Origin of the sequence: Escherichia sp. WS1451 (assembly GCF_046487365.1) — a bacterium.
GTDB lineage: Bacteria > Pseudomonadota > Gammaproteobacteria > Enterobacterales > Enterobacteriaceae > Escherichia > Escherichia coli.
On the sequence record NZ_JBJQJP010000001.1, the window covers coordinates 1 to 19,563 of the forward strand.

19 protein-coding genes and 6 tRNA genes are annotated in these 19,563 nt (G+C 51.0%); 14 read left to right on the plus strand and 11 right to left on the minus strand.

What is annotated here, in order from left to right; genetic code table 11:
• Nucleotides 1–118: 118 nt before the first annotated feature.
• The 8 genes from ACJHX7_RS00005 (at nucleotide 119) to pnuC (ending at nucleotide 2,760) form a co-directional block, all read left to right on the plus strand.
• A tRNA-Val gene (locus tag ACJHX7_RS00005) sits at nucleotides 119–194 on the plus strand.
• A gap of 2 nt (nucleotides 195–196) precedes the next feature.
• Nucleotides 197–272 (plus strand) — tRNA-Lys (locus ACJHX7_RS00010).
• A gap of 51 nt (nucleotides 273–323) precedes the next feature.
• Nucleotides 324–399 (plus strand) — tRNA-Val (locus tag ACJHX7_RS00015).
• A gap of 3 nt (nucleotides 400–402) precedes the next feature.
• Nucleotides 403–478: transfer RNA gene (locus ACJHX7_RS00020), tRNA-Lys, on the plus strand.
• A gap of 48 nt (nucleotides 479–526) precedes the next feature.
• A tRNA-Lys gene (locus ACJHX7_RS00025) sits at nucleotides 527–602 on the plus strand.
• A gap of 33 nt (nucleotides 603–635) precedes the next feature.
• Nucleotides 636–711 (plus strand) — tRNA-Lys (locus ACJHX7_RS00030).
• 248 nt (nucleotides 712–959) lie between these two features.
• Nucleotides 960–2,003 (plus strand): quinolinate synthase NadA, encoded by a 1,044-nt coding sequence (gene nadA / locus ACJHX7_RS00035; protein ID WP_094030539.1) that lies wholly within the window; start codon nucleotides 960–962, stop codon nucleotides 2,001–2,003.
• Nucleotides 2,004–2,040: 37 nt separating this feature from the next.
• On the plus strand, nucleotides 2,041–2,760 hold the full coding sequence (gene pnuC, locus ACJHX7_RS00040) for a nicotinamide riboside transporter PnuC (protein WP_000345392.1): 720 nt from the start codon (nucleotides 2,041–2,043) through the stop codon (nucleotides 2,758–2,760).
• Here the strand turns inward: pnuC and zitB are convergent.
• Both zitB and ACJHX7_RS00050 read right to left on the minus strand, forming a co-directional pair.
• Nucleotides 2,757–3,698, minus strand: coding sequence for a CDF family zinc transporter ZitB (zitB, locus tag ACJHX7_RS00045; RefSeq protein WP_000951276.1), 942 nt, complete (start codon nucleotides 3,696–3,698; stop codon nucleotides 2,757–2,759). The two genes, pnuC and zitB, sit on opposite strands and share 4 nt — an antisense overlap.
• Before the next feature lie 113 nt (nucleotides 3,699–3,811).
• Nucleotides 3,812–4,192, minus strand: coding sequence for a YbgS-like family protein (locus ACJHX7_RS00050; RefSeq protein WP_000784351.1), 381 nt, complete (start codon nucleotides 4,190–4,192; stop codon nucleotides 3,812–3,814).
• A gap of 315 nt (nucleotides 4,193–4,507) precedes the next feature.
• On the opposite strand from ACJHX7_RS00050, the gene aroG reads away from it, so the two are divergent.
• Complete coding sequence (aroG, locus tag ACJHX7_RS00055; protein WP_021540843.1) at nucleotides 4,508–5,560, plus strand: 3-deoxy-7-phosphoheptulonate synthase AroG; 1,053 nt, start codon at nucleotides 4,508–4,510, stop codon at nucleotides 5,558–5,560.
• Between the two features lie 147 nt (nucleotides 5,561–5,707).
• On the opposite strand, the gene gpmA is transcribed toward aroG, so the two are convergent.
• From gpmA to modE, 7 genes are all read right to left on the minus strand, one after another.
• A complete protein-coding gene (gpmA, locus tag ACJHX7_RS00060; RefSeq protein WP_001295305.1) occupies nucleotides 5,708–6,460 on the minus strand; it encodes a 2,3-diphosphoglycerate-dependent phosphoglycerate mutase in 753 nt (250 codons plus the stop codon).
• Nucleotides 6,461–6,662: 202 nt separating this feature from the next.
• Nucleotides 6,663–7,703, minus strand: coding sequence for a galactose-1-epimerase (gene galM, locus ACJHX7_RS00065; RefSeq protein ID WP_032170966.1), 1,041 nt, complete (start codon nucleotides 7,701–7,703; stop codon nucleotides 6,663–6,665).
• A complete protein-coding gene (gene galK, locus ACJHX7_RS00070; protein WP_410231499.1) occupies nucleotides 7,697–8,845 on the minus strand; it encodes a galactokinase in 1,149 nt (382 codons plus the stop codon). The genes galM and galK overlap by 7 nt, the downstream gene beginning before the upstream one ends.
• Nucleotides 8,846–8,848: 3 nt before the next feature.
• Nucleotides 8,849–9,895, minus strand: coding sequence for a galactose-1-phosphate uridylyltransferase (gene galT / locus ACJHX7_RS00075; protein WP_000191499.1), 1,047 nt, complete (start codon nucleotides 9,893–9,895; stop codon nucleotides 8,849–8,851).
• Nucleotides 9,896–9,904: 9 nt separating this feature from the next.
• A complete protein-coding gene (gene galE, locus ACJHX7_RS00080) occupies nucleotides 9,905–10,921 on the minus strand; it encodes a UDP-glucose 4-epimerase GalE (protein ID WP_001265443.1) in 1,017 nt (338 codons plus the stop codon).
• Between the two features lie 261 nt (nucleotides 10,922–11,182).
• Nucleotides 11,183–12,655: a molybdate ABC transporter ATP-binding protein ModF gene (modF, locus tag ACJHX7_RS00085; protein WP_094030538.1), complete on the minus strand. Its 1,473-nt coding sequence runs from the start codon at nucleotides 12,653–12,655 to the stop codon at nucleotides 11,183–11,185.
• Between the two features lie 67 nt (nucleotides 12,656–12,722).
• Nucleotides 12,723–13,511 carry a molybdenum-dependent transcriptional regulator gene (gene modE / locus ACJHX7_RS00090; protein ID WP_001147439.1) on the minus strand — a complete coding sequence of 263 codons (789 nt, stop codon included), beginning with the start codon at nucleotides 13,509–13,511 and terminating at the stop codon, nucleotides 12,723–12,725.
• 128 nt (nucleotides 13,512–13,639) lie between these two features.
• On the opposite strand from modE, the gene acrZ reads away from it, so the two are divergent.
• The 4 genes from acrZ to modC all read left to right on the plus strand — a co-directional run bounded on the left by acrZ (nucleotide 13,640) and on the right by modC (nucleotide 16,479).
• Nucleotides 13,640–13,789: a multidrug efflux pump accessory protein AcrZ gene (acrZ, locus tag ACJHX7_RS00095; RefSeq protein ID WP_000891515.1), complete on the plus strand. Its 150-nt coding sequence runs from the start codon at nucleotides 13,640–13,642 to the stop codon at nucleotides 13,787–13,789.
• Between the two features lie 166 nt (nucleotides 13,790–13,955).
• A complete protein-coding gene (gene modA / locus ACJHX7_RS00100; RefSeq protein ID WP_000113014.1) occupies nucleotides 13,956–14,729 on the plus strand; it encodes a molybdate ABC transporter substrate-binding protein in 774 nt (257 codons plus the stop codon).
• Nucleotides 14,729–15,418, plus strand: coding sequence for a molybdate ABC transporter permease subunit (gene modB / locus ACJHX7_RS00105; RefSeq protein WP_000604037.1), 690 nt, complete (start codon nucleotides 14,729–14,731; stop codon nucleotides 15,416–15,418). The genes modA and modB overlap by 1 nt, the downstream gene beginning before the upstream one ends.
• A gap of 2 nt (nucleotides 15,419–15,420) precedes the next feature.
• A complete protein-coding gene (gene modC / locus ACJHX7_RS00110) occupies nucleotides 15,421–16,479 on the plus strand; it encodes a molybdenum ABC transporter ATP-binding protein ModC (RefSeq protein WP_000891664.1) in 1,059 nt (352 codons plus the stop codon).
• Here the strand turns inward: modC and ybhA are convergent, their stop codons facing one another.
• A complete protein-coding gene (gene ybhA / locus ACJHX7_RS00115; RefSeq protein WP_000213425.1) occupies nucleotides 16,480–17,298 on the minus strand; it encodes a bifunctional pyridoxal phosphate/fructose-1,6-bisphosphate phosphatase in 819 nt (272 codons plus the stop codon).
• Between the two features lie 154 nt (nucleotides 17,299–17,452).
• On the opposite strand from ybhA, the gene pgl reads away from it, so the two are divergent.
• Entirely contained in the window at nucleotides 17,453–18,448 is a 996-nt protein-coding gene (gene pgl, locus ACJHX7_RS00120; protein WP_000815435.1) for a 6-phosphogluconolactonase, read from the plus strand.
• A 40-nt stretch (nucleotides 18,449–18,488) separates the two neighbouring features.
• On the opposite strand, the gene ACJHX7_RS00125 is transcribed toward pgl, so the two are convergent.
• Nucleotides 18,489–19,442 (minus strand): LysR family transcriptional regulator, encoded by a 954-nt coding sequence (locus tag ACJHX7_RS00125; RefSeq protein ID WP_047672665.1) that lies wholly within the window; start codon nucleotides 19,440–19,442, stop codon nucleotides 18,489–18,491.
• Nucleotides 19,443–19,563 lie beyond the last annotated feature (121 nt).

Here is a 19,563-nt window from a genome sequence, read left to right on the forward strand (position 1 = left end):
GCTCAGTTGGTAGAGCAGTTGACTTTTAATCAATTGGTCGCAGGTTCGAATCCTGCACGACCCACCACTAATGACGGTGGGTTCGGTGGAAGTAGTTTGTAGTATCCAGCGTAGTATCGGGTGATTAGCTCAGCTGGGAGAGCACCTCCCTTACAAGGAGGGGGTCGGCGGTTCGATCCCGTCATCACCCACCACCGGGTCGTTAGCTCAGTTGGTAGAGCAGTTGACTTTTAATCAATTGGTCGCAGGTTCGAATCCTGCACGACCCACCACTAATGACGGTGGGTTCGGTGGAAGTAGTTTGTAGTATCCAGCGCAGTATCGGGTGATTAGCTCAGCTGGGAGAGCACCTCCCTTACAAGGAGGGGGTCGGCGGTTCGATCCCGTCATCACCCACCACTCGGGTCGTTAGCTCAGTTGGTAGAGCAGTTGACTTTTAATCAATTGGTCGCAGGTTCGAATCCTGCACGACCCACCAATTTTAAAGATTGGTTCCGAGTAGAAATCTTTCAGGTAACACCCGTATGGGTCGTTAGCTCAGTTGGTAGAGCAGTTGACTTTTAATCAATTGGTCGCAGGTTCGAATCCTGCACGACCCACCATCCTGAATGATTAAAGCAGCATAATCCCGCAAGGGGTCGTTAGCTCAGTTGGTAGAGCAGTTGACTTTTAATCAATTGGTCGCAGGTTCGAATCCTGCACGACCCACCAATGTAAAAAAGCGCCCTAAAGGCGCTTTTTTGCTATTCAGGTATCCTCAATTTCACTTTGTAAACCTGATGACATCGTCAGAGCTTACTGTGCAAGCAGCTCTACGTCGGTGGAATTAGGCGTAATTCGAGTGACTTTTCCCCACCATTCGACTATCTTGTTTAGCATATAAAACAAATTTCACCGATAACAGCGAATATTACGCTCATGTCGGTTTTAACGTTAAGCCTGTAAAACGAGATGGTAAGATGAGCGTGATGTTTGATCCAGACACGGCGATTTATCCTTTCCCCCCGAAGCCGACGCCGTTAAGCATTGATGAAAAAGCGTATTACCGCGAGAAGATAAAACGTCTGCTAAAAGAACGTAATGCGGTGATGGTTGCCCACTACTATACCGATCCCGAAATTCAACAACTGGCAGAAGAAACCGGTGGCTGTATTTCTGATTCTCTGGAAATGGCGCGCTTCGGTGCAAAGCATCCCGCTTCTACGTTATTAGTCGCTGGGGTGAGATTTATGGGAGAAACCGCCAAAATTCTCAGTCCGGAAAAAACAATTCTGATGCCGACACTTCAGGCTGAATGTTCACTGGATCTCGGCTGCCCTGTTGAAGAATTTAACGCATTTTGCGATGCCCATCCCGATCGTACTGTCGTCGTCTACGCCAACACTTCTGCTGCGGTAAAAGCGCGCGCAGATTGGGTGGTAACTTCAAGCATTGCCGTCGAACTTATTGATCATCTGGATAGTTTGGGTGAAAAAATCATCTGGGCACCCGACAAACATCTGGGGCGTTACGTGCAAAAACAGACGGGCGCAGACATTTTATGCTGGCAGGGTGCCTGCATTGTGCATGATGAATTTAAGACTCAGGCGTTAACCCGCTTGCAAGAAGAATACCCGGATGCTGCCATACTGGTGCATCCAGAATCACCACAAGCTATTGTCGATATGGCGGATGCGGTCGGTTCCACCAGTCAACTGATCGCTGCTGCGAAAACATTGCCACATCAGCGGCTTATCGTGGCAACCGATCGGGGCATTTTCTACAAAATGCAGCAGGCGGTGCCAGATAAAGAGTTACTGGAAGCACCAACCGCGGGTGAGGGCGCAACCTGCCGCAGTTGCGCGCATTGTCCGTGGATGGCCATGAATGGCCTTCAGGCTATCGCAGAGGCATTAGAACAGGAAGGAAGCAATCACGAGGTTCATGTTGATGAAAGGCTGCGAGAGAGGGCGCTGGTGCCGCTCAATCGTATGCTGGAATTTACGGCTACACTACGTGGATAACGAATAATAAGGCGTAACGTTACGCTTTGGGGGAAAGATGGATTTTTTTAGTGTGCAGAATATCCTGGTACATATACCAATAGGGGCAGGCGGTTATGATCTCTCATGGATCGAAGCGGTAGGCACAATCGCCGGGTTGCTGTGTATTGGCCTTGCCAGTCTGGAGAAGATCAGCAACTACTTTTTTGGCCTGATCAACGTCACCTTGTTTGGCATTATTTTCTTTCAGATTCAGCTGTATGCCAGCCTGCTATTACAGATGTTTTTCTTTGCCGCGAATATTTACGGCTGGTATGCGTGGTCGCGACAAACCAGTCAGAACGAGGCGGAGTTGAAAATTCGCTGGTTGCCATTGCCGAAGGCGCTAAGCTGGTTGGCGGTTTGCGTTGTTTCGATTGGTCTGATGACGGTATTTATCAATCCGGTGTTTGCATTTTTGACCCGCGTGGCAGTCATGATCATGCAAGCATTAGGATTACAGGTTGTGATGCCTGAACTGCAACCGGACGCTTTCCCGTTCTGGGATTCATGCATGATGGTGTTATCTATCGTGGCAATGATTCTGATGACGCGTAAGTATGTGGAAAACTGGCTGTTGTGGGTGATTATTAACGTGATTAGCGTCGTTATTTTTGCACTTCAGGGCGTTTACGCCATGTCTCTGGAGTACATCATCCTGACCTTTATTGCCCTCAACGGCAGCCGGATGTGGATCAACAGCGCACGCGAAAGAGGTTCACGCGCGCTGTCCCATTAATGGTGATGATGTGAATGGCCAGACACCCCTTCATTCAGGTGGCAGTCTGGCCCATGACAAGGTTGATATTCCATCTGAATAGTGGCGTGCTCAATCTGATAGTGATCCATCAGGTAGTGTTGGATCTGATCTAACAAGGCATCGTGATCGTGTGGCGGGATCACCTGCACATGCAGCGTCATCACCGGCTTCTCGCCTACCATCCATACATGTACATGGTGCACATTGCGGACTTCCGGGATTTCCCGGCACATACGACGCTTCAGTTCGGCGATATCCAGCGATACCGGTGCACCTTCAAGTAATTCATTCACGCTATCTTTCAACAGTCGCCACGCGCTACGCAGAACCAGAAGCGACACCAGTATTGAGAGAATGGGGTCAGCAGGTGTCCAGCCGGTCCAGATAATAATCAACGCGGCAATAATAGCCCCAACCGAACCCAGCAGGTCCCCGAGCACATGCAGTGCCGCTGCTCGCACGTTGAGGTTTTTCTCTTCGCTGCCGTGATGAAGTAACCAGAAAGAAAGTATATTTGCCAGCAGCCCAGCCACGGCAATTGCCATCATCATGCCGCCCTCGACCGGACGCGGAGTGCGGAAGCGTTCTATCGCCTCCCAGACAATCAAAATAGTAATCACCACCAGGGCGATGGCATTCACAAACGCCGCGAGCGTGGTCAATCTTAGCCAACCGAAAGTGTGGCGAATGGTGGGAGGACGACGGGAAAATTGCACTGCGAGTAGGGCGAAAAGCAGGGCGGCAGTATCGGTCAACATATGACCCGCATCGGCCAGCAATGCCAGAGAACCGGAAAGAAAACCACCAATGACTTCTACGAGCATAAACCCGGCAGTCACGCCGAAAGCATACAACAAGCGACGAGCATTATTATCTTCTGGCAGGTGTGAGGAAGTGTGTGAGTGTGAGTGCGCCATGACGAGTCATCCCTTAATTATTCTCACTTAACTTTATGACATCATACTGCTTTTAGAAGGGAAAAATTAAAAGGGAGAGACTCCGCTCTCCCATTATTGGCTATTTCGCAGGGTTACTGCGTGGTACCGTCGGTTTTGGTATCGACATCATTGTTGATGCCATCACCGGTTTGGACTTTTTTATTGATATCCGGACAGCGACCATCTTTGCACATGGTGTTCTTGTGCTCTTCATCTTTGGTCATTCCGTCATTGTTCATTGAAGAACCATCCGAATGCAGCATTGTGCCACCAGAACCGGTATTTACCCCGTTATTGTCGACGTTATTTGGCGCGACATTTTCACGGGCGTCAGGGGCTACCTGGCCCGCATCAGCTGCGGCGTTTGCCTGGCCGTTATTAGTTTGCGCTCCGCTATCGGCAGCCAGTGCGGCACCGCTGGCAAGGCTTAGAGTGGCAGTCAAAAATAGTGTGGCCAGTTTTGTCATTTTCATAGGATGCTCCTGTTATGGTCGTTATGTCGGATAACCTCTTCCAACAGTGCATTTGCAGGTGAATATAAGGCAATGGTTTAAGATTTCAGCCAGGCAAAGATACCCAGCAGAGAATCTTGAAATAATTAACAAACAAAGGAGTTACAGTTAGAAATTGTAGGAGAGATCTCGTTTTTCGCGACAATCTGGCGTTTTTCTTGCTAATTCCAGGATTAATCCGTTCATAGTGTAAAACCCCGTTTACACATTCTGACGGAAGATATAGATTGGAAGTATTGCATTCACTAAGATAAGTATGGCAACACTGGAACAGACATGAATTATCAGAACGACGATTTACGCATCAAAGAAATCAAAGAGTTACTTCCTCCTGTCGCATTGCTGGAAAAATTCCCCGCTACTGAAAATGCCGCGAATACGGTCGCCCATGCCCGAAAAGCGATCCATAAGATCCTGAAAGGTAATGATGATCGCCTGTTGGTGGTGATTGGCCCATGCTCAATTCATGATCCTGTCGCGGCTAAAGAGTATGCCACTCGCTTGCTGACGCTGCGTGAAGAGCTGCAAGATGAGCTGGAAATCGTGATGCGCGTCTATTTTGAAAAGCCGCGTACTACGGTGGGCTGGAAAGGGCTGATTAACGATCCGCATATGGATAACAGCTTCCAGATCAACGACGGTCTGCGTATTGCCCGCAAATTGCTGCTCGATATTAACGACAGCGGTCTGCCAGCGGCGGGTGAATTCCTGGATATGATCACCCCACAATATCTCGCTGACCTGATGAGCTGGGGCGCAATTGGCGCACGTACTACGGAATCGCAGGTGCACCGCGAACTGGCGTCTGGTCTTTCTTGCCCGGTAGGCTTCAAAAATGGCACTGATGGTACGATTAAAGTGGCTATCGATGCTATTAATGCCGCCGGTGCGCCGCACTGCTTCCTGTCCGTAACGAAATGGGGGCATTCGGCGATTGTGAATACCAGCGGTAACGGCGATTGCCATATCATTCTGCGCGGCGGTAAAGAGCCTAACTACAGCGCGAAGCACGTTGCTGAAGTGAAAGAAGGGCTGAACAAAGCAGGTCTGCCAGCGCAGGTGATGATCGATTTCAGCCACGCCAACTCGTCAAAACAATTCAAAAAGCAGATGGATGTTTGTACTGACGTTTGCCAGCAGATTGCCGGTGGCGAAAAGGCTATTATTGGCGTGATGGTGGAAAGCCATCTGGTGGAAGGCAATCAGAGCCTCGAGAGTGGGGAACCGCTGGCCTATGGCAAGAGCATCACCGATGCCTGCATTGGCTGGGATGATACCGATGCTCTGTTACGTCAACTGGCGAATGCAGTAAAAGCGCGTCGCGGGTAATTTATAGTCGAATCGCCATGACTGTACGTTTGCAGCCCTGATAAGACGCGCAGCGTCGCATCAGGCAATGTGCTCCATTGTTAGCAACGACAAACAAAAAAGCCGACTCACTTGCAGTCGGCTTTCTCATTTTTAAGCGAATGACGTTTACTTCGCTTTACCCTGGTTCGCAACGGCTGCTGCTTTCGCCGCGATCTCATCAGCATTACCCAGATAATAGCGTTTCAGCGGTTTGAAGTTCTCGTCAAACTCATAAACCAGCGGCACGCCGGTCGGGATATTCAGCTCAAGAATCTCTTCTTCGCTCATGTTATCGAGATATTTCACCAGCGCACGTAACGAGTTACCGTGTGCGGCGATGATGACGCGCTCACCGCTCTTCATACGTGGCAGAATAGTTTCATTCCAGTAAGGGATCACGCGGTCAATGGTCAGCGCCAGGCTTTCCGTCAGCGGCAGCTCTTTCTCGCTCAGTTTCGCGTAACGCGGATCGTGACCCGGATAACGCTCATCATCTTTAGTCAGTTCCGGCGGAGTCACCGCAAAACCACGACGCCACTGTTTAACCTGCTCGTCGCCATACTTTTCTGCAGTTTCCGCTTTGTTCAGACCCTGCAACGCACCGTAGTGACGTTCGTTCAGTTTCCAGGATTTCTCAACGGGCAGCCATGCCTGATCCAGTTCGTCCAGCACATTCCACAGGGTATGAATAGCGCGTTTCAGCACAGAGGTGTAAGCAAAGTCAAAGCTGTAACCTTCCTCTTTCAGCAGCTTACCTGCTGCTTTTGCTTCGCTTACGCCTTTCTCAGACAGATCCACGTCGTACCAACCGGTGAAACGGTTTTCTTTGTTCCACTGACTTTCGCCATGACGAACCAGAACCAGCTTAGTTACAGCCATATACTTACTCCTCAAATCATCTTTTAATGATAATAATTCTCATTATATTGCCGTGACGAAGCAACAGCAATGCTTACGCATAACCATAGCGAAAATAGTGTCGCAGTGTAAGGTTGTTGTGAATATTGAGTTGCAAATATGTCGGTGTTTGCTGGTGATTTGAACAATATGAAGATAAAGCCCTCATGACGAGGGCTTAACATTACTCAGCAATAAACTGATATTCCGTCAGGCTGGAATACTCTTCGCCAGGACGCAGGAAGCAGTCCGGTTGCGGCCATTCAGGGTGGTTCGGACTGTCCGGCAGAAATTCGCTTTCCAGAGCCAGCCCTTGCCAGTCGGCGTAAGGTTCGGTTCCCCGCGACGGTGTGCCGCCGAGGAAGTTGCCGGAGTAGAATTGCAGAGCCGGAGCGGTGGTGTAGACCTTCAGCTGCAATTTTTCATCTGCTGACCAGACATGCGCCACCACTTTCTTGCCATCGCCTTTGGCCTGTAACAAGAACGCGTGATCGTAACCTTTCACTTTGCGCTGATCGTCGTCGGCAAGAAACTCACTGGCGATGATTTTGGCGCTGCGGAAATCAAAAGACGTTCCGGCGACAGATTTCAGGCCGTCGTGCGGAATGCCGCCTTCATCAACCGGCAGATATTCGTCCGCCAGAATCTGCAACTTGTGATTGCGCACGTCAGACTGCTCGCCGTCAAGATTGAAATAGACGTGATTAGTCATATTCACCGGGCAAGGTTTATCAACTGTGGCGCGATAAGTAATAGAGATACGGTTATCGTCGGTCAGACGATATTGTACCGTCGCTCCGAGATTACCCGGGAAGCCCTGATCGCCATCATCTGAACTCAGGGCAAACAGCACCTGACGATCATTCTGATTCACAATCTGCCAGCGACGTTTGTCGAACCCTTCCGGGCCGCCGTGCAGCTGGTTAACGCCCTGACTTGGCGAAAGCGTCACGGTTTCACCGTCAAAGGTATAACGGCTATTGGCGATGCGGTTGGCATAACGACCAATAGAGGCCCCCAGAAACGCGGCCTGATCCTGATAGCATTCCGGGCTGGCACAGCCGAGCAGCGCCTCGCGGACGCTGCCATCGGAAAGCGGAATACGGGCTGAAAGTAAAGTCGCACCCCAGTCCATCAGCGTGACTACCATCCCTGCGTTGTTACGCAAAGTTAACAGTCGGTACGGCTGACCATCGGGTGCCAGTGCGGGAGTTTCGTTCAGCACTGTCCTGCTCCTTGTGATGGTTTACAAACGTAAAAAGTCTCTTTAATACCTGTTTTTGCTTCATATTGTTCAGCGACAGCTTGCTGTACTGCAGGCACCAGCTCTTCCGGGATCAGCGCGACGATACAGCCGCCAAATCCGCCGCCGGTCATGCGTACGCCACCTTTGTCGCCAATCACAGCTTTGACGATTTCTACCAGAGTGTCAATTTGCGGCACGGTGATTTCGAAATTATCGCGCATAGAGGCATGAGACTCCGCCATCAACTCGCCCATACGTTTCAGGTCGCCTTGCTCCAGCGCGCTGGCAGCTTCAACGGTGCGGGCGTTTTCAGTCAGGATATGACGCACGCGTTTCGCCACGATTGGGTCCAGTTCATGCGCAACAGCGTTGAACTCTTCAATGGTGACATCGCGCAGCGCTGGCTGCTGGAAGAAACGCGCACCGGTTTCGCACTGTTCACGACGGGTGTTGTATTCGCTGCCAACCAGGGTACGTTTGAAGTTACTGTTGATGATGACGACAGCCACACCTTTGGGCATGGAAACTGCTTTGGTCCCCAGTGAGCGGCAGTCAATCAGCAAGGCATGATCTTTCTTGCCGAGTGCGGAAATTAGCTGATCCATGATCCCGCAGTTACAGCCAACAAATTGGTTTTCTGCTTCCTGACCGTTAAGCGCGATTTGTGCGCCGTCCAGCGGCAGATGATAAAGCTGCTGCAATACGGTTCCGACCGCGACTTCCAGTGAAGCGGAAGAACTTAACCCGGCTCCCTGCGGCACATTGCCGCTGATCACCATGTCCACACCGCCGAAGCTGTTGTTACGCAGTTGCAGATGTTTCACCACGCCACGAACGTAGTTCGCCCATTGATAGTTTTCATGCGCGATAATGGGCGTATCAAGGGAAAACTCGTCGAGCTGATTTTCATAATCGGCTGCCATCACGCGAACTTTACGGTCATCGCGTGGTGCACAACTGATCACGGTTTGATAATCAATCGCGCAGGGCAGAACGAAACCGTCGTTGTAGTCGGTGTGTTCACCAATCAAATTCACGCGGCCAGGCGCCTGAATGGTGTGAGTGGCAGGGTAGCCAAATGCGTTGGCAAACAGAGATTGTGTTTTTTCTTTCAGACTCATTTCTTACACTCCGGATTCGCGAAAATGGATATCGCTGACTGCGCGCAAACGCTCTGCTGCCTGTTCTGCGGTCAGGTCTCGCTGGGTTTCTGCCAGCATTTCATAACCAACCATAAATTTACGTACGGTGGCGGAGCGCAACAGAGGCGGATAAAAGTGCGCGTGCAGCTGCCAGTGTTGATTCTCTTCGCCATTAAATGGCGCGCCGTGCCAGCCCATAGAGTAGGGGAAGGAGCACTGGAAGAGGTTGTCATAACGACTGGTCAGCTTTTTCAACGCCAGTGCCAAATCGCTGCGCTGGGCGTCGGTCAAATCGGTGATCCGTAAAACGTGGGCTTTGGGCAGCAGTAGCGTTTCGAACGGCCAGGCAGCCCAGTAAGGCACGACGGCTAACCAGTGTTCGGTTTCGACAACGGTACGGCTACCGTCTGCCAGCTCGCGCTGAACATAATCCACCAGCATTGGTGATTTCTGTTCGGCAAAATATTCTTTTTGCAGGCGGTCTTCGCGCTCAGCTTCGTTAGGCAGGAAGCTATTTGCCCAAATCTGTCCGTGCGGATGCGGGTTAGAGCAGCCCATCGCCGCGCCTTTGTTTTCAAAGACCTGCACCCACGGGTATGTTTTCCCCAGTTCTGCGGTTTGCTCCTGCCAGGTTTTGACGATTTCCGTCAATGCCGCAACGCTCAGTTCTGGCAGCGTTTTACTGTGATCCGGTGAAAAGCAGATCACCCGGCTGGTACCGCGCGCGCTCTGGCAACGCATCAGCGGATCTTTGCTTTCTGGCGCATCAGGCGTGTCAGACATCAAGGCCGCAAAGTCATTAGTGAAAACGTAAGTCCCGGTGTAATCGGGGTTTTTATCGCCTGTCACCCGCACATTACCTGCGCAGAGGAAGCAATCTGGATCGTGCGCAGGTAACACCTGTTTGGCTGGCGTTTCCTGCGCCCCCTGCCAGGGGCGCTTAGCGCGGTGCGGTGAAACCAGAATCCATTGCCCGGTGAGCGGGTTGTAGCGGCGATGTGGATGATCAACGGGATTAAATTGCGTCATGGTCGTTCCTTAATCGGGATATCCCTGTGGATGGCGTGACTGCCAGTGCCAGGTGTCCTGCGCCATTTCATCGAGTGTGCGCGTCACGCGCCAGTTCAGTTCACGGTCGGCTTTGCTGGCGTCCGCCCAGTAGGCCGGAAGGTCGCCCTCGCGACGCGGTGCAAAATGATAGTTAACTGGTTTGCCGCAGGCTTTGCTGAAGGCATTAACCACGTCCAGCACGCTGCTGCCTACGCCAGCGCCGAGGTTGTAGATGTGTACGCCTGGCTTGTTCGCCAGTTTCTCCATCGCCACGACGTGACCGTCCGCCAGATCCATTACGTGGATGTAATCGCGCACGCCAGTACCGTCTTCGGTCGGATAATCGTTACCAAAAATCGCCAGCGAGTCGCGACGGCCTACAGCAACCTGGGCGATGTATGGCATCAGGTTATTTGGAATGCCTTGCGGATCTTCGCCCATATCGCCCGACGGATGCGCGCCAACCGGGTTGAAGTAGCGCAGCAGGGCAATGCTCCAGTCCGGCTGGGCTTTTTGCAGATCGGTGAGGATCTGTTCCACCATCAGCTTGCTTTTGCCGTAAGGGCTTTGCGGTGTGCCGGTCGGGAAGCTTTCAACGTATGGAATTTTGGGCTGATCGCCATAAACGGTGGCGGAGGAGCTAAAAATAAAGTTTTTGACGTTAGCGGCGCGCATGGCGCTAATCAGGCGCAGAGTGCCGTTGACATTGTTGTCGTAATATTCCAGCGGTTTTTGTACCGATTCGCCAACGGCTTTCAGCCCGGCGAAGTGGATCACGGTGTCGATAGCGTGATCGTGCAGGATCTCGGTCATCAACGCTTCGTTACGAATATCGCCTTCAACAAACGTTGGATGTTTGCCGCCTAAACGCTCGATAACAGGCAGTACGCTGCGCTTACTGTTACAGAGGTTATCAAGAATGATGACATCATGACCGTTTTGCAGTAATTGCACACAGGTATGACTTCCAATGTAACCGCTACCACCGGTAACCAGAACTCTCATAATTCGCTCCATTAGGCTTATGGTATGAAATAACCATAGCATAACAAAGATGCGAAAAGTGTGACATGGAATAAATTAGTGGAATCGTTTACACAAGAATTTAGCCGTTTTTAATGTGCGATTAAGTGATTATAAAACAGAGGGTTTATGAATGATTGCGCTTTTTATCTGAAAAAAAGACGCGGTTTCATGCCTGCATGCGTCGAACTGTAGGCCGGAGAGGGCGCTTAGGCCGCCTCCGGCACGGTCAGCATTACCGACTCAGTTTATTTTTGTCAGCACATAGCGATAGAGTTCACCGTCCGGCACGAACTCAAGACGATGGGTAATACAGGCAGGCGCATCTTCAGCATGGTGCGAAACAAACAACAATTGCGTTTCACCTTCGCTAATCAGCACATCAACAAACCGGCGGATAAGCTGGCGATTGAGCGGATCAAGCCCCTGTAGTGGTTCATCGAGAATAAGCAACGTCGGATGTTTCACCAGCGCGCGGACGATCAGCGCCAGACGCTGCTGTCCCCAGGAAAGACTATGGAAAGGAGCGTCAGCCGTGCGTTTATCAATGCCGAGAATATCCAGCCACTGCTGCACCAGTTTTTGCTGGCGATCCGAAACGGCCTGATAAATGCCAATCGAATCAAAATAGCCAGAAAGAATCACATTACGCACAGTAGTACTGACCCGGTAATCCAGATGCAAACTACTGCTGACGTAACCGATATGCTTTTTGATATCCCAGATGGTTTCGCCGCTGCCGCGACGTCGGCCGAAAAGCGTCAAATCGTTGCTGTAACCTTGCGGATGATCGCCAGTAATCAGGCTTAATAACGTCGATTTTCCCGCGCCATTTGGCCCAACAATTTGCCAGTGCTCGCCAGGATTCACCTGCCAGCTAAGGTTATTAAGAATGGGGCGTTCGTTATAAGAAACCACGCCATTGTTCAGCACAATGCGCGGTTCGTTGGCGGGTAAGGCGTGACGTGCTGAAGGTTCATCCGGCTCCGGCAGTTGCACACCTTCAAGCTGTTCGCTATGCGCCAGTTGCGCGACGAGTGCTTGTTGGAGCAGTTCCTCTTTAGCGCCCGTTTCCGCTAACGTACAATCCGCCAGCACGCCAGCAAACTGGACAAATTCCGGGATCTCATCGAAGCGATTGAGCACCAGTACCAGAGTAATACCGGACTGATGTAACGAGGCGAGTAGCTCAGCCAGTTGCTGACGTGAGGCAACATCCAAGCCATCGAACGGCTCATCAAGAATCAACAAGTCAGGCTCCGACATCAGCGCCTGACACAGCAGGGTTTTTCGCGTCTCGCCAGTGGAAAGGTATTTAAAGCGTCGGTCGAGGAGGGCGGTAATACCGAACTGCTGTGCCAGTTGCATGCAGCGCGGTGCATCCTTTACTTCATCCTGAATAATCTCAGCCGTAGTTCGTCCGGTGTCATCTTCGCCAGGGCCGAGCATATCGGTGTTATTCCGCTGCCATTCGTCGCTGACGAGCTTTTGCAATTGCTCGAAGGAGAGACGAGTGATGTGGGAAAACTGGCTTTGCCGTTCACCTTTCAAAAGCGGAAGTTCCCCCGACAGCGCGCGGGCCAGCGCCGATTTCCCGCTTCCATTCGAACCGACAAACGCCCAACTATCACCCGCGTTTAACGTTAGCCGAGGCAATTGCAGCGTTTTTGTGTCGCCAAGACGAAACGTGCCTTGCAAAATTTGCAACGATGACATTTTATATCCCATTTTGTGCAGCGATTACTGACAGGGATACGTGTTTCATAACAAATTGTCAACACGCTTAGCACAGCGTGGCGATAATCACGCTGTCGGCATTAAAGTAGGCCGTGACATTCTGTCCTTGCTGAAGAGAAGTCGCTTCATTTACCGGCACTGTGGCGCACAGTGTTTGCCCGTCGGGTAGCGCCATTAATACTTCGCACTGCTCTGCGCCGCGCTCAATATGACTAATAATACCCGGTAATTGGTTGTCAGCGTTTTGCGCGACCGCCTCGTCCTGAGTAATCCCTACCCACGGCGCTTTTAGCAATATCAACACTTCTTTGCCTTCATCCAGCCCCAGACGTGCGCCGCTTTGTGCGGTAATTGCGACTTTCAGGCGTGTTTTTCCATCAGCCAGTAAGACATCAACATGCTGTTGAACGTCATCATGATCGCGGGCGGTGATGGTACCGAACCACTGGTTACGGGCGCTGGTTTGCAGTGAAAAACGTGAGATCGCGGCCAGCAGGCTGTTCAGCGGCAGGGCGTCATCGTCACTTAACACATCAAAGGCTTTTTGCTGGATTTGCGCCAGTAAGTCATAGAGCTGAATCAGTCGCTGACCATAGCGGGTCAGTACTGCGCCGCCTCCACCTTTACCGCCTGTTGCGCGCTCAACCAGAATATGCTCACTTAACTGATTCATCTCGTTAATGGCATCCCAGGCGCTTTTATAGCTGATACCGGCATCTTTCGCTCCCTGGCTAATGGAACCGGAAAGCGCAATGTGTTTTAGTAGCGAAATGCGGCGCGGGTCGGCGAATAATTTTTGTTGGAGCTTAAGGGTGAGAAGGATTTCGGCCTGCATAACAATGTCCTGGCAAAAGTCTTATTGTGACGGAAAACGAACGCCACGCAAAGCTGACCGCACAAAAGGGGAGTGCTTTTCTGTGCTTAGCGGTTAGAATAGTCTCATGACTATATCTGGAGTTGACCATGTTAGAGTTATTAAAAAGTCTGGTATTCGCCGTAATCATGGTACCTGTCGTGATGGCCATCATCCTGGGTCTGATTTACGGTCTTGGTGAAGTATTCAACATCTTTTCTGGTGTTGGTAAAAAAGACCAGCCCGGACAAAATCATTGATTCCCTGAATGCCCGCTTAGTCGGGCATTTTCTTTTTCTCAACTTCCTGCTTTTCCTGCCGATATTTTTTCTCATCTACCTCACAAAGGTTAGCAATAACTGCTGGGAAAATTCCGAACTTGCCGTTATATTGACGCCTACATAACGTTAGATTAAGGGGTTACCAATGGCTCGTAAATGGTTGAACTTGTTTACCGGGGCGGCACTCTCTTTCGCTGTTGCTGGCAATGCACTGGCAGATGAAGGGAAAATCACGGTGTTCGCCGCCGCATCACTGACTAACGCAATGCAGGACATTGCTACGCAGTATAAAAAAGAGAAAGGCGTGGATGTGGTTTCTTCTTTCGCTTCGTCATCTACTTTGGCCCGTCAGATTGAAGCGGGTGCGCCTGCGGATCTGTTTATTTCTGCCGATCAGAAATGGATGGATTATGCGGTTGATAAAAAAGCGATCGATACGGCTTCGCGCCAGACACTGCTCGGCAATAGCCTGGTCGTTGTAGCACCGAAAGCCAGCGAGCAGAAAGATTTCACCATCGACAGCAAAACCAACTGGACTTCGCTGCTGAATGGCGGTCGCCTCGCGGTTGGTGATCCGGAACATGTCCCTGCTGGCATTTATGCGAAAGAAGCACTGCAAAAACTGGGCGCATGGGATACGCTCTCCCCGAAACTGGCTCCGGCGGAAGATGTTCGTGGCGCGCTGGCGTTGGTCGAACGCAATGAAGCGCCGCTGGGTATTGTTTACGGTTCTGACGCAGTTGCCAGCAAAGGGGTAAAAGTGGTTGCCACCTTCCCGGAAGATTCACATAAAAAAGTGGAATATCCGGTTGCTGTTGTGGAAGGGCATAACAATGCGACAGTGAAAGCATTTTATGATTATCTGAAGGGACCGCAGGCAGCGGAAATCTTTAAACGTTACGGATTTACAACCAAGTAATGATACTGACCGATCCAGAATGGCAGGCGGTTTTACTAAGCCTGAAAGTTTCTTCCCTGGCTGTGCTGTTTAGCCTGCCGTTTGGGATCTTTTTTGCCTGGTTACTGGTGCGTTGCACGTTTCCGGGCAAAGCTCTGCTCGACAGCGTACTGCATCTACCGCTGGTGTTACCGCCCGTGGTCGTCGGTTACCTATTATTAGTTTCGATGGGACGGCGCGGATTTATCGGTGAACGTCTGTATGACTGGTTTGGTCTTTCTTTCGCGTTTAGCTGGCGTGGTGCGGTTCTCGCTGCCGCTGTCATGTCTTTTCCGCTGATGGTGCGGGCGATTCGTCTGGCGCTGGAAGGTGTTGATATCAAACTGGAGCAGGCCGCAAGAACGTTGGGTGCCGGGCGCTGGCGTGTCTTCTTCACTATTACCTTACCGCTGACGTTGCCGGGAATTATTGTTGGTACGGTACTGGCATTCGCTCGTTCGCTCGGTGAATTTGGCGCAACCATCACCTTTGTGTCGAACATTCCTGGTGAAACGCGAACCATTCCTTCTGCTATGTATACCCTGATCCAGACCCCAGGCGGGGAAAGTGGCGCGGCGAGACTGTGTATTATTTCTATTGCGCTGGCGATGATCTCCCTGTTGATTTCAGAATGGCTGGCCAGAATCAGCCGTGAACGGGCGGGGCGCTAATCATGCTGGAACTGAATTTTTCCCAGACGTTGGGCAACCATTGCCTGACGATTAATGAAACGCTGCCCGCCAATGGCATCACCGCTATTTTTGGTGTCTCTGGTGCCGGAAAAACCTCGCTGATTAACGCCATCAGTGGGCTGACACGTCCGCAAAAAGGGCGGATTGTCCTCAATGGTCGGGTACTAAATGACGCCGATAAAGGTATCTGCCTGACGCCAGAAAAGCGTCGCGTTGGCTATGTGTTTCAGGATGCACGGCTGTTTCCGCATTATAAAGTGCGTGGCAATTTGCGCTACGGCATGGCAAAAAGCATGGTCAATCAGTTCGATAAGCTGGTGGCGCTTTTAGGCATTGAACCGTTGCTTGATCGTTTACCAGGCAGCCTGTCCGGAGGCGAAAAACAGCGCGTGGCGATTGGTCGGGCTTTGCTGACAGCACCGGAATTGCTGTTGCTGGATGAACCGCTGGCGTCACTGGATATTCCGCGTAAACGCGAACTGTTGCCTTATCTGCAACGTCTGACGCGGGAAATCAACATTCCGATGTTGTATGTCAGCCATTCGCTGGATGAGATCCTCCATCTGGCAGACAGAGTGATGGTACTGGAAAACGGTCAGGTGAAAGCCTTTGGCGCGCTGGAAGAAGTCTGGGGTAGTAGCGTGATGAATCCGTGGCTACCGAAAGAGCAACAAAGTAGCATTCTGAAAGTGACGGTGCTTGAGCATCATCCGCATTACGCGATGACCGCGCTGGCGCTGGGCGATCAGCATTTGTGGGTCAATAAGCTGGACGAACCGCTGCAAGCTGCGCTACGTATCCGCATTCAGGCTTCCGATGTTTCTCTGGTTTTACAACCGCCGCAGCAAACCAGCATTCGTAACGTATTGCGGGCAAAAGTTGTTAATAGTTATGACGACAACGGCCAGGTGGAAGTGGAGCTGGAAGTCGGCGGTAAAACGCTGTGGGCGCGTATCAGCCCGTGGGCCAGGGATGAACTGGCGATCAAACCAGGCCTGTGGCTGTACGCGCAAATTAAAAGTGTGTCGATAACCGCCTGATTAAATCAGGTGGCTATAAATGAACTGGGCAATGCTGTCGGTGGTGTTATCACCAATCACAATGTTGGCGCGCGCTTTTACCGCGTCATCGGCGTTGCCCATCGCCACGCCTGTACCAGCGGCTTCCAGCATACTGATATCATTAAAGTTATCGCCGAATGCCACGACGTTTTCCATCGACCAACCTTGCGCCTCAACCCATTTCGTCAAACGTTTACCTTTGCTGTTGCCGCCGCGTGCAATATCAACCTGATCGTGCCAGGACCATTCACACTCCAGTCCCAGTTCATGTTCGACATGCTTACCAAAATGCTGCAATTGCGGCAGGTCATCGTGCGTCAGGGCGAACTTCCATACGGCGTTAACTTGTTGCGCCGTTTCAGCCAGAGAAGCGACTTGTGTGAAAGTCGGACGCTGTTCCGGCGGCAGGGTTTGCGCCCAGTTAGACGTGCGAATGACATGCCCGGTCGGGTGCTCATAGACCATTGCATCATCGACATACATCAGACCGTGAATGTGGTGTTCATTCAGCATCTCAATGAGTTGCAGGGCTTTATTAACGGGCATTGGGTCCGCTTCCAGCACAGTTTTTGCATGATAATCATACAAATAGGTGCCATTACAGCAAATAGCAGGTGTATCCAGCGCCAGCGCCTGATAAAAAGGATGAATAGCGACGTGATGGCGACCTGTGACGATGATTAATTGATAGCCTGCTTCGCGAGCGCGGGCCAGGGCTTCTATCGATGATGGAAGCAAGGTCTTTTTCGGGGTCAATAAGGTGCCGTCTAAGTCGAGAGCAATCACGCGTGTGGTCATGGCGTATTCCAGATTAAGGTTAAGAATTTTCGTCTGCGCGAATGGTACACCGATACCACTATCGGACAAAATTCTGCGTTTTAATTCAGCATTCACCGCCAAAAGCGACTAATTTTAGCTGTTACAGTCAGTTGCTAAATGCAAAGGAGCATTCATGAAGCAAACAGTTTATATCGCCAGCCCTGAGAGCCAGCAAATTCACGTCTGGAACCTGAATCATGAAGGCGCACTGACGCTGACACAGGTTGTCGATGTGCCGGGGCAGGTGCAGCCGATGGTGGTCAGCCCGGACAAACGTTATCTCTATGTTGGTGTTCGCCCTGAGTTTCGCGTCCTGGCGTATCGTATCGCCCCGGACGATGGCGCGCTGACCTTTGCCGCAGAGTCTGCGCTGCCGGGTAGTCCGACGCATATTTCCACCGATCACCAGGGGCAGTTTGTCTTTGTCGGTTCTTACAATGCGGGTAACGTGAGCGTAACGCGTCTGGAAGATGGCCTGCCAGTGGGCGTCGTCGATGTGGTCGAGGGGCTGGACGGTTGCCATTCCGCCAATATCTCACCGGACAACCGTACGCTGTGGGTTCCGGCATTAAAGCAGGATCGCATTTGCCTGTTTACGGTCAGCGATGATGGTCATCTGGTGGCGCAGGACCCTGCGGAAGTGACTACCGTTGAAGGGGCCGGCCCGCGTCATATGGTATTCCATCCAAACGAACAATATGCGTATTGCGTCAATGAGTTAAACAGCTCAGTGGATGTCTGGGAACTGAAAGATCCGCACGGCAATATCGAATGCGTCCAGACGCTGGATATGATGCCGGAAAACTTCTCCGACACCCGTTGGGCGGCTGATATTCATATCACCCCGGATGGTCGTCATTTATACGCCTGCGACCGTACCGCCAGCCTGATTACCGTTTTCAGCGTTTCGGAAGATGGCAGCGTGTTGAGTAAAGAAGGCTTCCAGCCAACGGAAACCCAGCCGCGCGGCTTCAATGTTGATCACAGCGGCAAGTATCTGATTGCCGCCGGGCAAAAATCTCACCACATCTCGGTATACGAAATTGTTGGCGAGCAGGGGCTACTGCATGAAAAAGGCCGCTATGCGGTCGGGCAGGGACCAATGTGGGTGGTGGTTAACGCACACTAACCGCTGATTTACCCGGCGCAGTCTCTCCTGCGCCGGTGTATTAACCTATCTCCTGTAACGCATGTCTCTGGCGTTCGACGATATTGGTCCACAAATTGTCTTTATCGTCAGTCCACAAATTAATCAGCAAGGCAAAAAAGCGTTCAGCTGCCGGAGAAAGCACGGCATCTTTGCGGCGAATAATCCCCAATGTCCGACGTATAACGGGTTCCACCAGTGGGATACCAATAATCGAAGAATAGGGCGCATGGGGCATTGCCAGGCCTGGAAGCGCCGAAATCCCCAGTCCTGCCTCCACCAGTCCTAATGACGTCGAAAGATGACGCACTTCGTAAAACCAGTCCAGATTCCAGGGCTTGTCGGCTAGCTGTTGTTCTATCAACAGTCGGTTGCCGCTGGAGGAGCGTACGCCAATCATTTTGTAACCCACTAACTCCTGCCATTCTACAAGCTGCTTTTTGGCCAATGGATGGTCACGCCGACAGGCCAGCACGAACGGCTCGTTGACCAGTGGGGTAAAATCGATGGATGAATTTGTGACGTTGTTCATGTTTATGCCAAAGTCTGATTCGTTACACAGCACCGATTCCATGCAATTATTCGTGCCTTGTTCCAGAATCCGCACTTTAATATTGGGATACAGCTCATTAAATTTACCGATTGCCAGCGGTAAAAAATAAAATACTGCGGTCGGAATACACGCTAACGTCACCATACCACGATGATAAGCATTCATATCACGAATATTAAAAAGTGTTTCATCGAATTTTTTTATTAATTCCCGCGCCTCCGGGAGCAACCTTTTTCCTGCTTTTGTTAACGTAACCTTGCGAGTTGTACGCTCAAATAGTTGGATATGTAAATCTTCCTCCATCTTTTTTATTCTTCGCGTTAATGCAGGTTGCGTAATATTGAGTAATTTAGCGGCATTGTTAAATGAACTGGACTCTGCCAGTATGACAAATGCCTTCATACTTGATAATTCATGCTTCATTATTACTCCGGAAAATGGAAGCGTCGATTTTGGGTGGCTGACCGTTAAAAATTTTAATTGCATTTAGCCAACTTAAATTAATGAAAAAATGTTATTAATCGTTGAGCTAAAGTCATTAGAG

Bases quoted from the DNA above. Each gene is read 5' to 3' on its own strand.
- ACJHX7_RS00125 (WP_047672665.1), bottom strand. From the start codon at position 19,442: ATGAAGCATGAATTATCAAGTATGAAGGCATTTGTCATACTGGCAGAG.
- galK (WP_410231499.1), bottom strand. From the start codon at position 8,845: ATGAGTCTGAAAGAAAAAACACAATCTCTGTTTGCCAACGCATTTGGC.
- modB (WP_000604037.1), top strand. From the start codon at position 14,729: ATGATACTGACCGATCCAGAATGGCAGGCGGTTTTACTAAGCCTGAAA.
- pgl (WP_000815435.1), top strand. From the start codon at position 17,453: ATGAAGCAAACAGTTTATATCGCCAGCCCTGAGAGCCAGCAAATTCAC.
- acrZ (WP_000891515.1), top strand. From the start codon at position 13,640: ATGTTAGAGTTATTAAAAAGTCTGGTATTCGCCGTAATCATGGTACCT.
- ybhA (WP_000213425.1), bottom strand. From the start codon at position 17,298: ATGACCACACGCGTGATTGCTCTCGACTTAGACGGCACCTTATTGACC.
- zitB (WP_000951276.1), bottom strand. From the start codon at position 3,698: ATGGCGCACTCACACTCACACACTTCCTCACACCTGCCAGAAGATAAT.
- modF (WP_094030538.1), bottom strand. From the start codon at position 12,655: ATGTCATCGTTGCAAATTTTGCAAGGCACGTTTCGTCTTGGCGACACA.
- gpmA (WP_001295305.1), bottom strand. From the start codon at position 6,460: ATGGCTGTAACTAAGCTGGTTCTGGTTCGTCATGGCGAAAGTCAGTGG.
- aroG (WP_021540843.1), top strand. From the start codon at position 4,508: ATGAATTATCAGAACGACGATTTACGCATCAAAGAAATCAAAGAGTTA.
- pnuC (WP_000345392.1), top strand. From the start codon at position 2,041: ATGGATTTTTTTAGTGTGCAGAATATCCTGGTACATATACCAATAGGG.
- nadA (WP_094030539.1), top strand. From the start codon at position 960: ATGAGCGTGATGTTTGATCCAGACACGGCGATTTATCCTTTCCCCCCG.
- modC (WP_000891664.1), top strand. From the start codon at position 15,421: ATGCTGGAACTGAATTTTTCCCAGACGTTGGGCAACCATTGCCTGACG.
- galT (WP_000191499.1), bottom strand. From the start codon at position 9,895: ATGACGCAATTTAATCCCGTTGATCATCCACATCGCCGCTACAACCCG.
- modE (WP_001147439.1), bottom strand. From the start codon at position 13,511: ATGCAGGCCGAAATCCTTCTCACCCTTAAGCTCCAACAAAAATTATTC.
- galE (WP_001265443.1), bottom strand. From the start codon at position 10,921: ATGAGAGTTCTGGTTACCGGTGGTAGCGGTTACATTGGAAGTCATACC.
- modA (WP_000113014.1), top strand. From the start codon at position 13,956: ATGGCTCGTAAATGGTTGAACTTGTTTACCGGGGCGGCACTCTCTTTC.
- ACJHX7_RS00050 (WP_000784351.1), bottom strand. From the start codon at position 4,192: ATGAAAATGACAAAACTGGCCACACTATTTTTGACTGCCACTCTAAGC.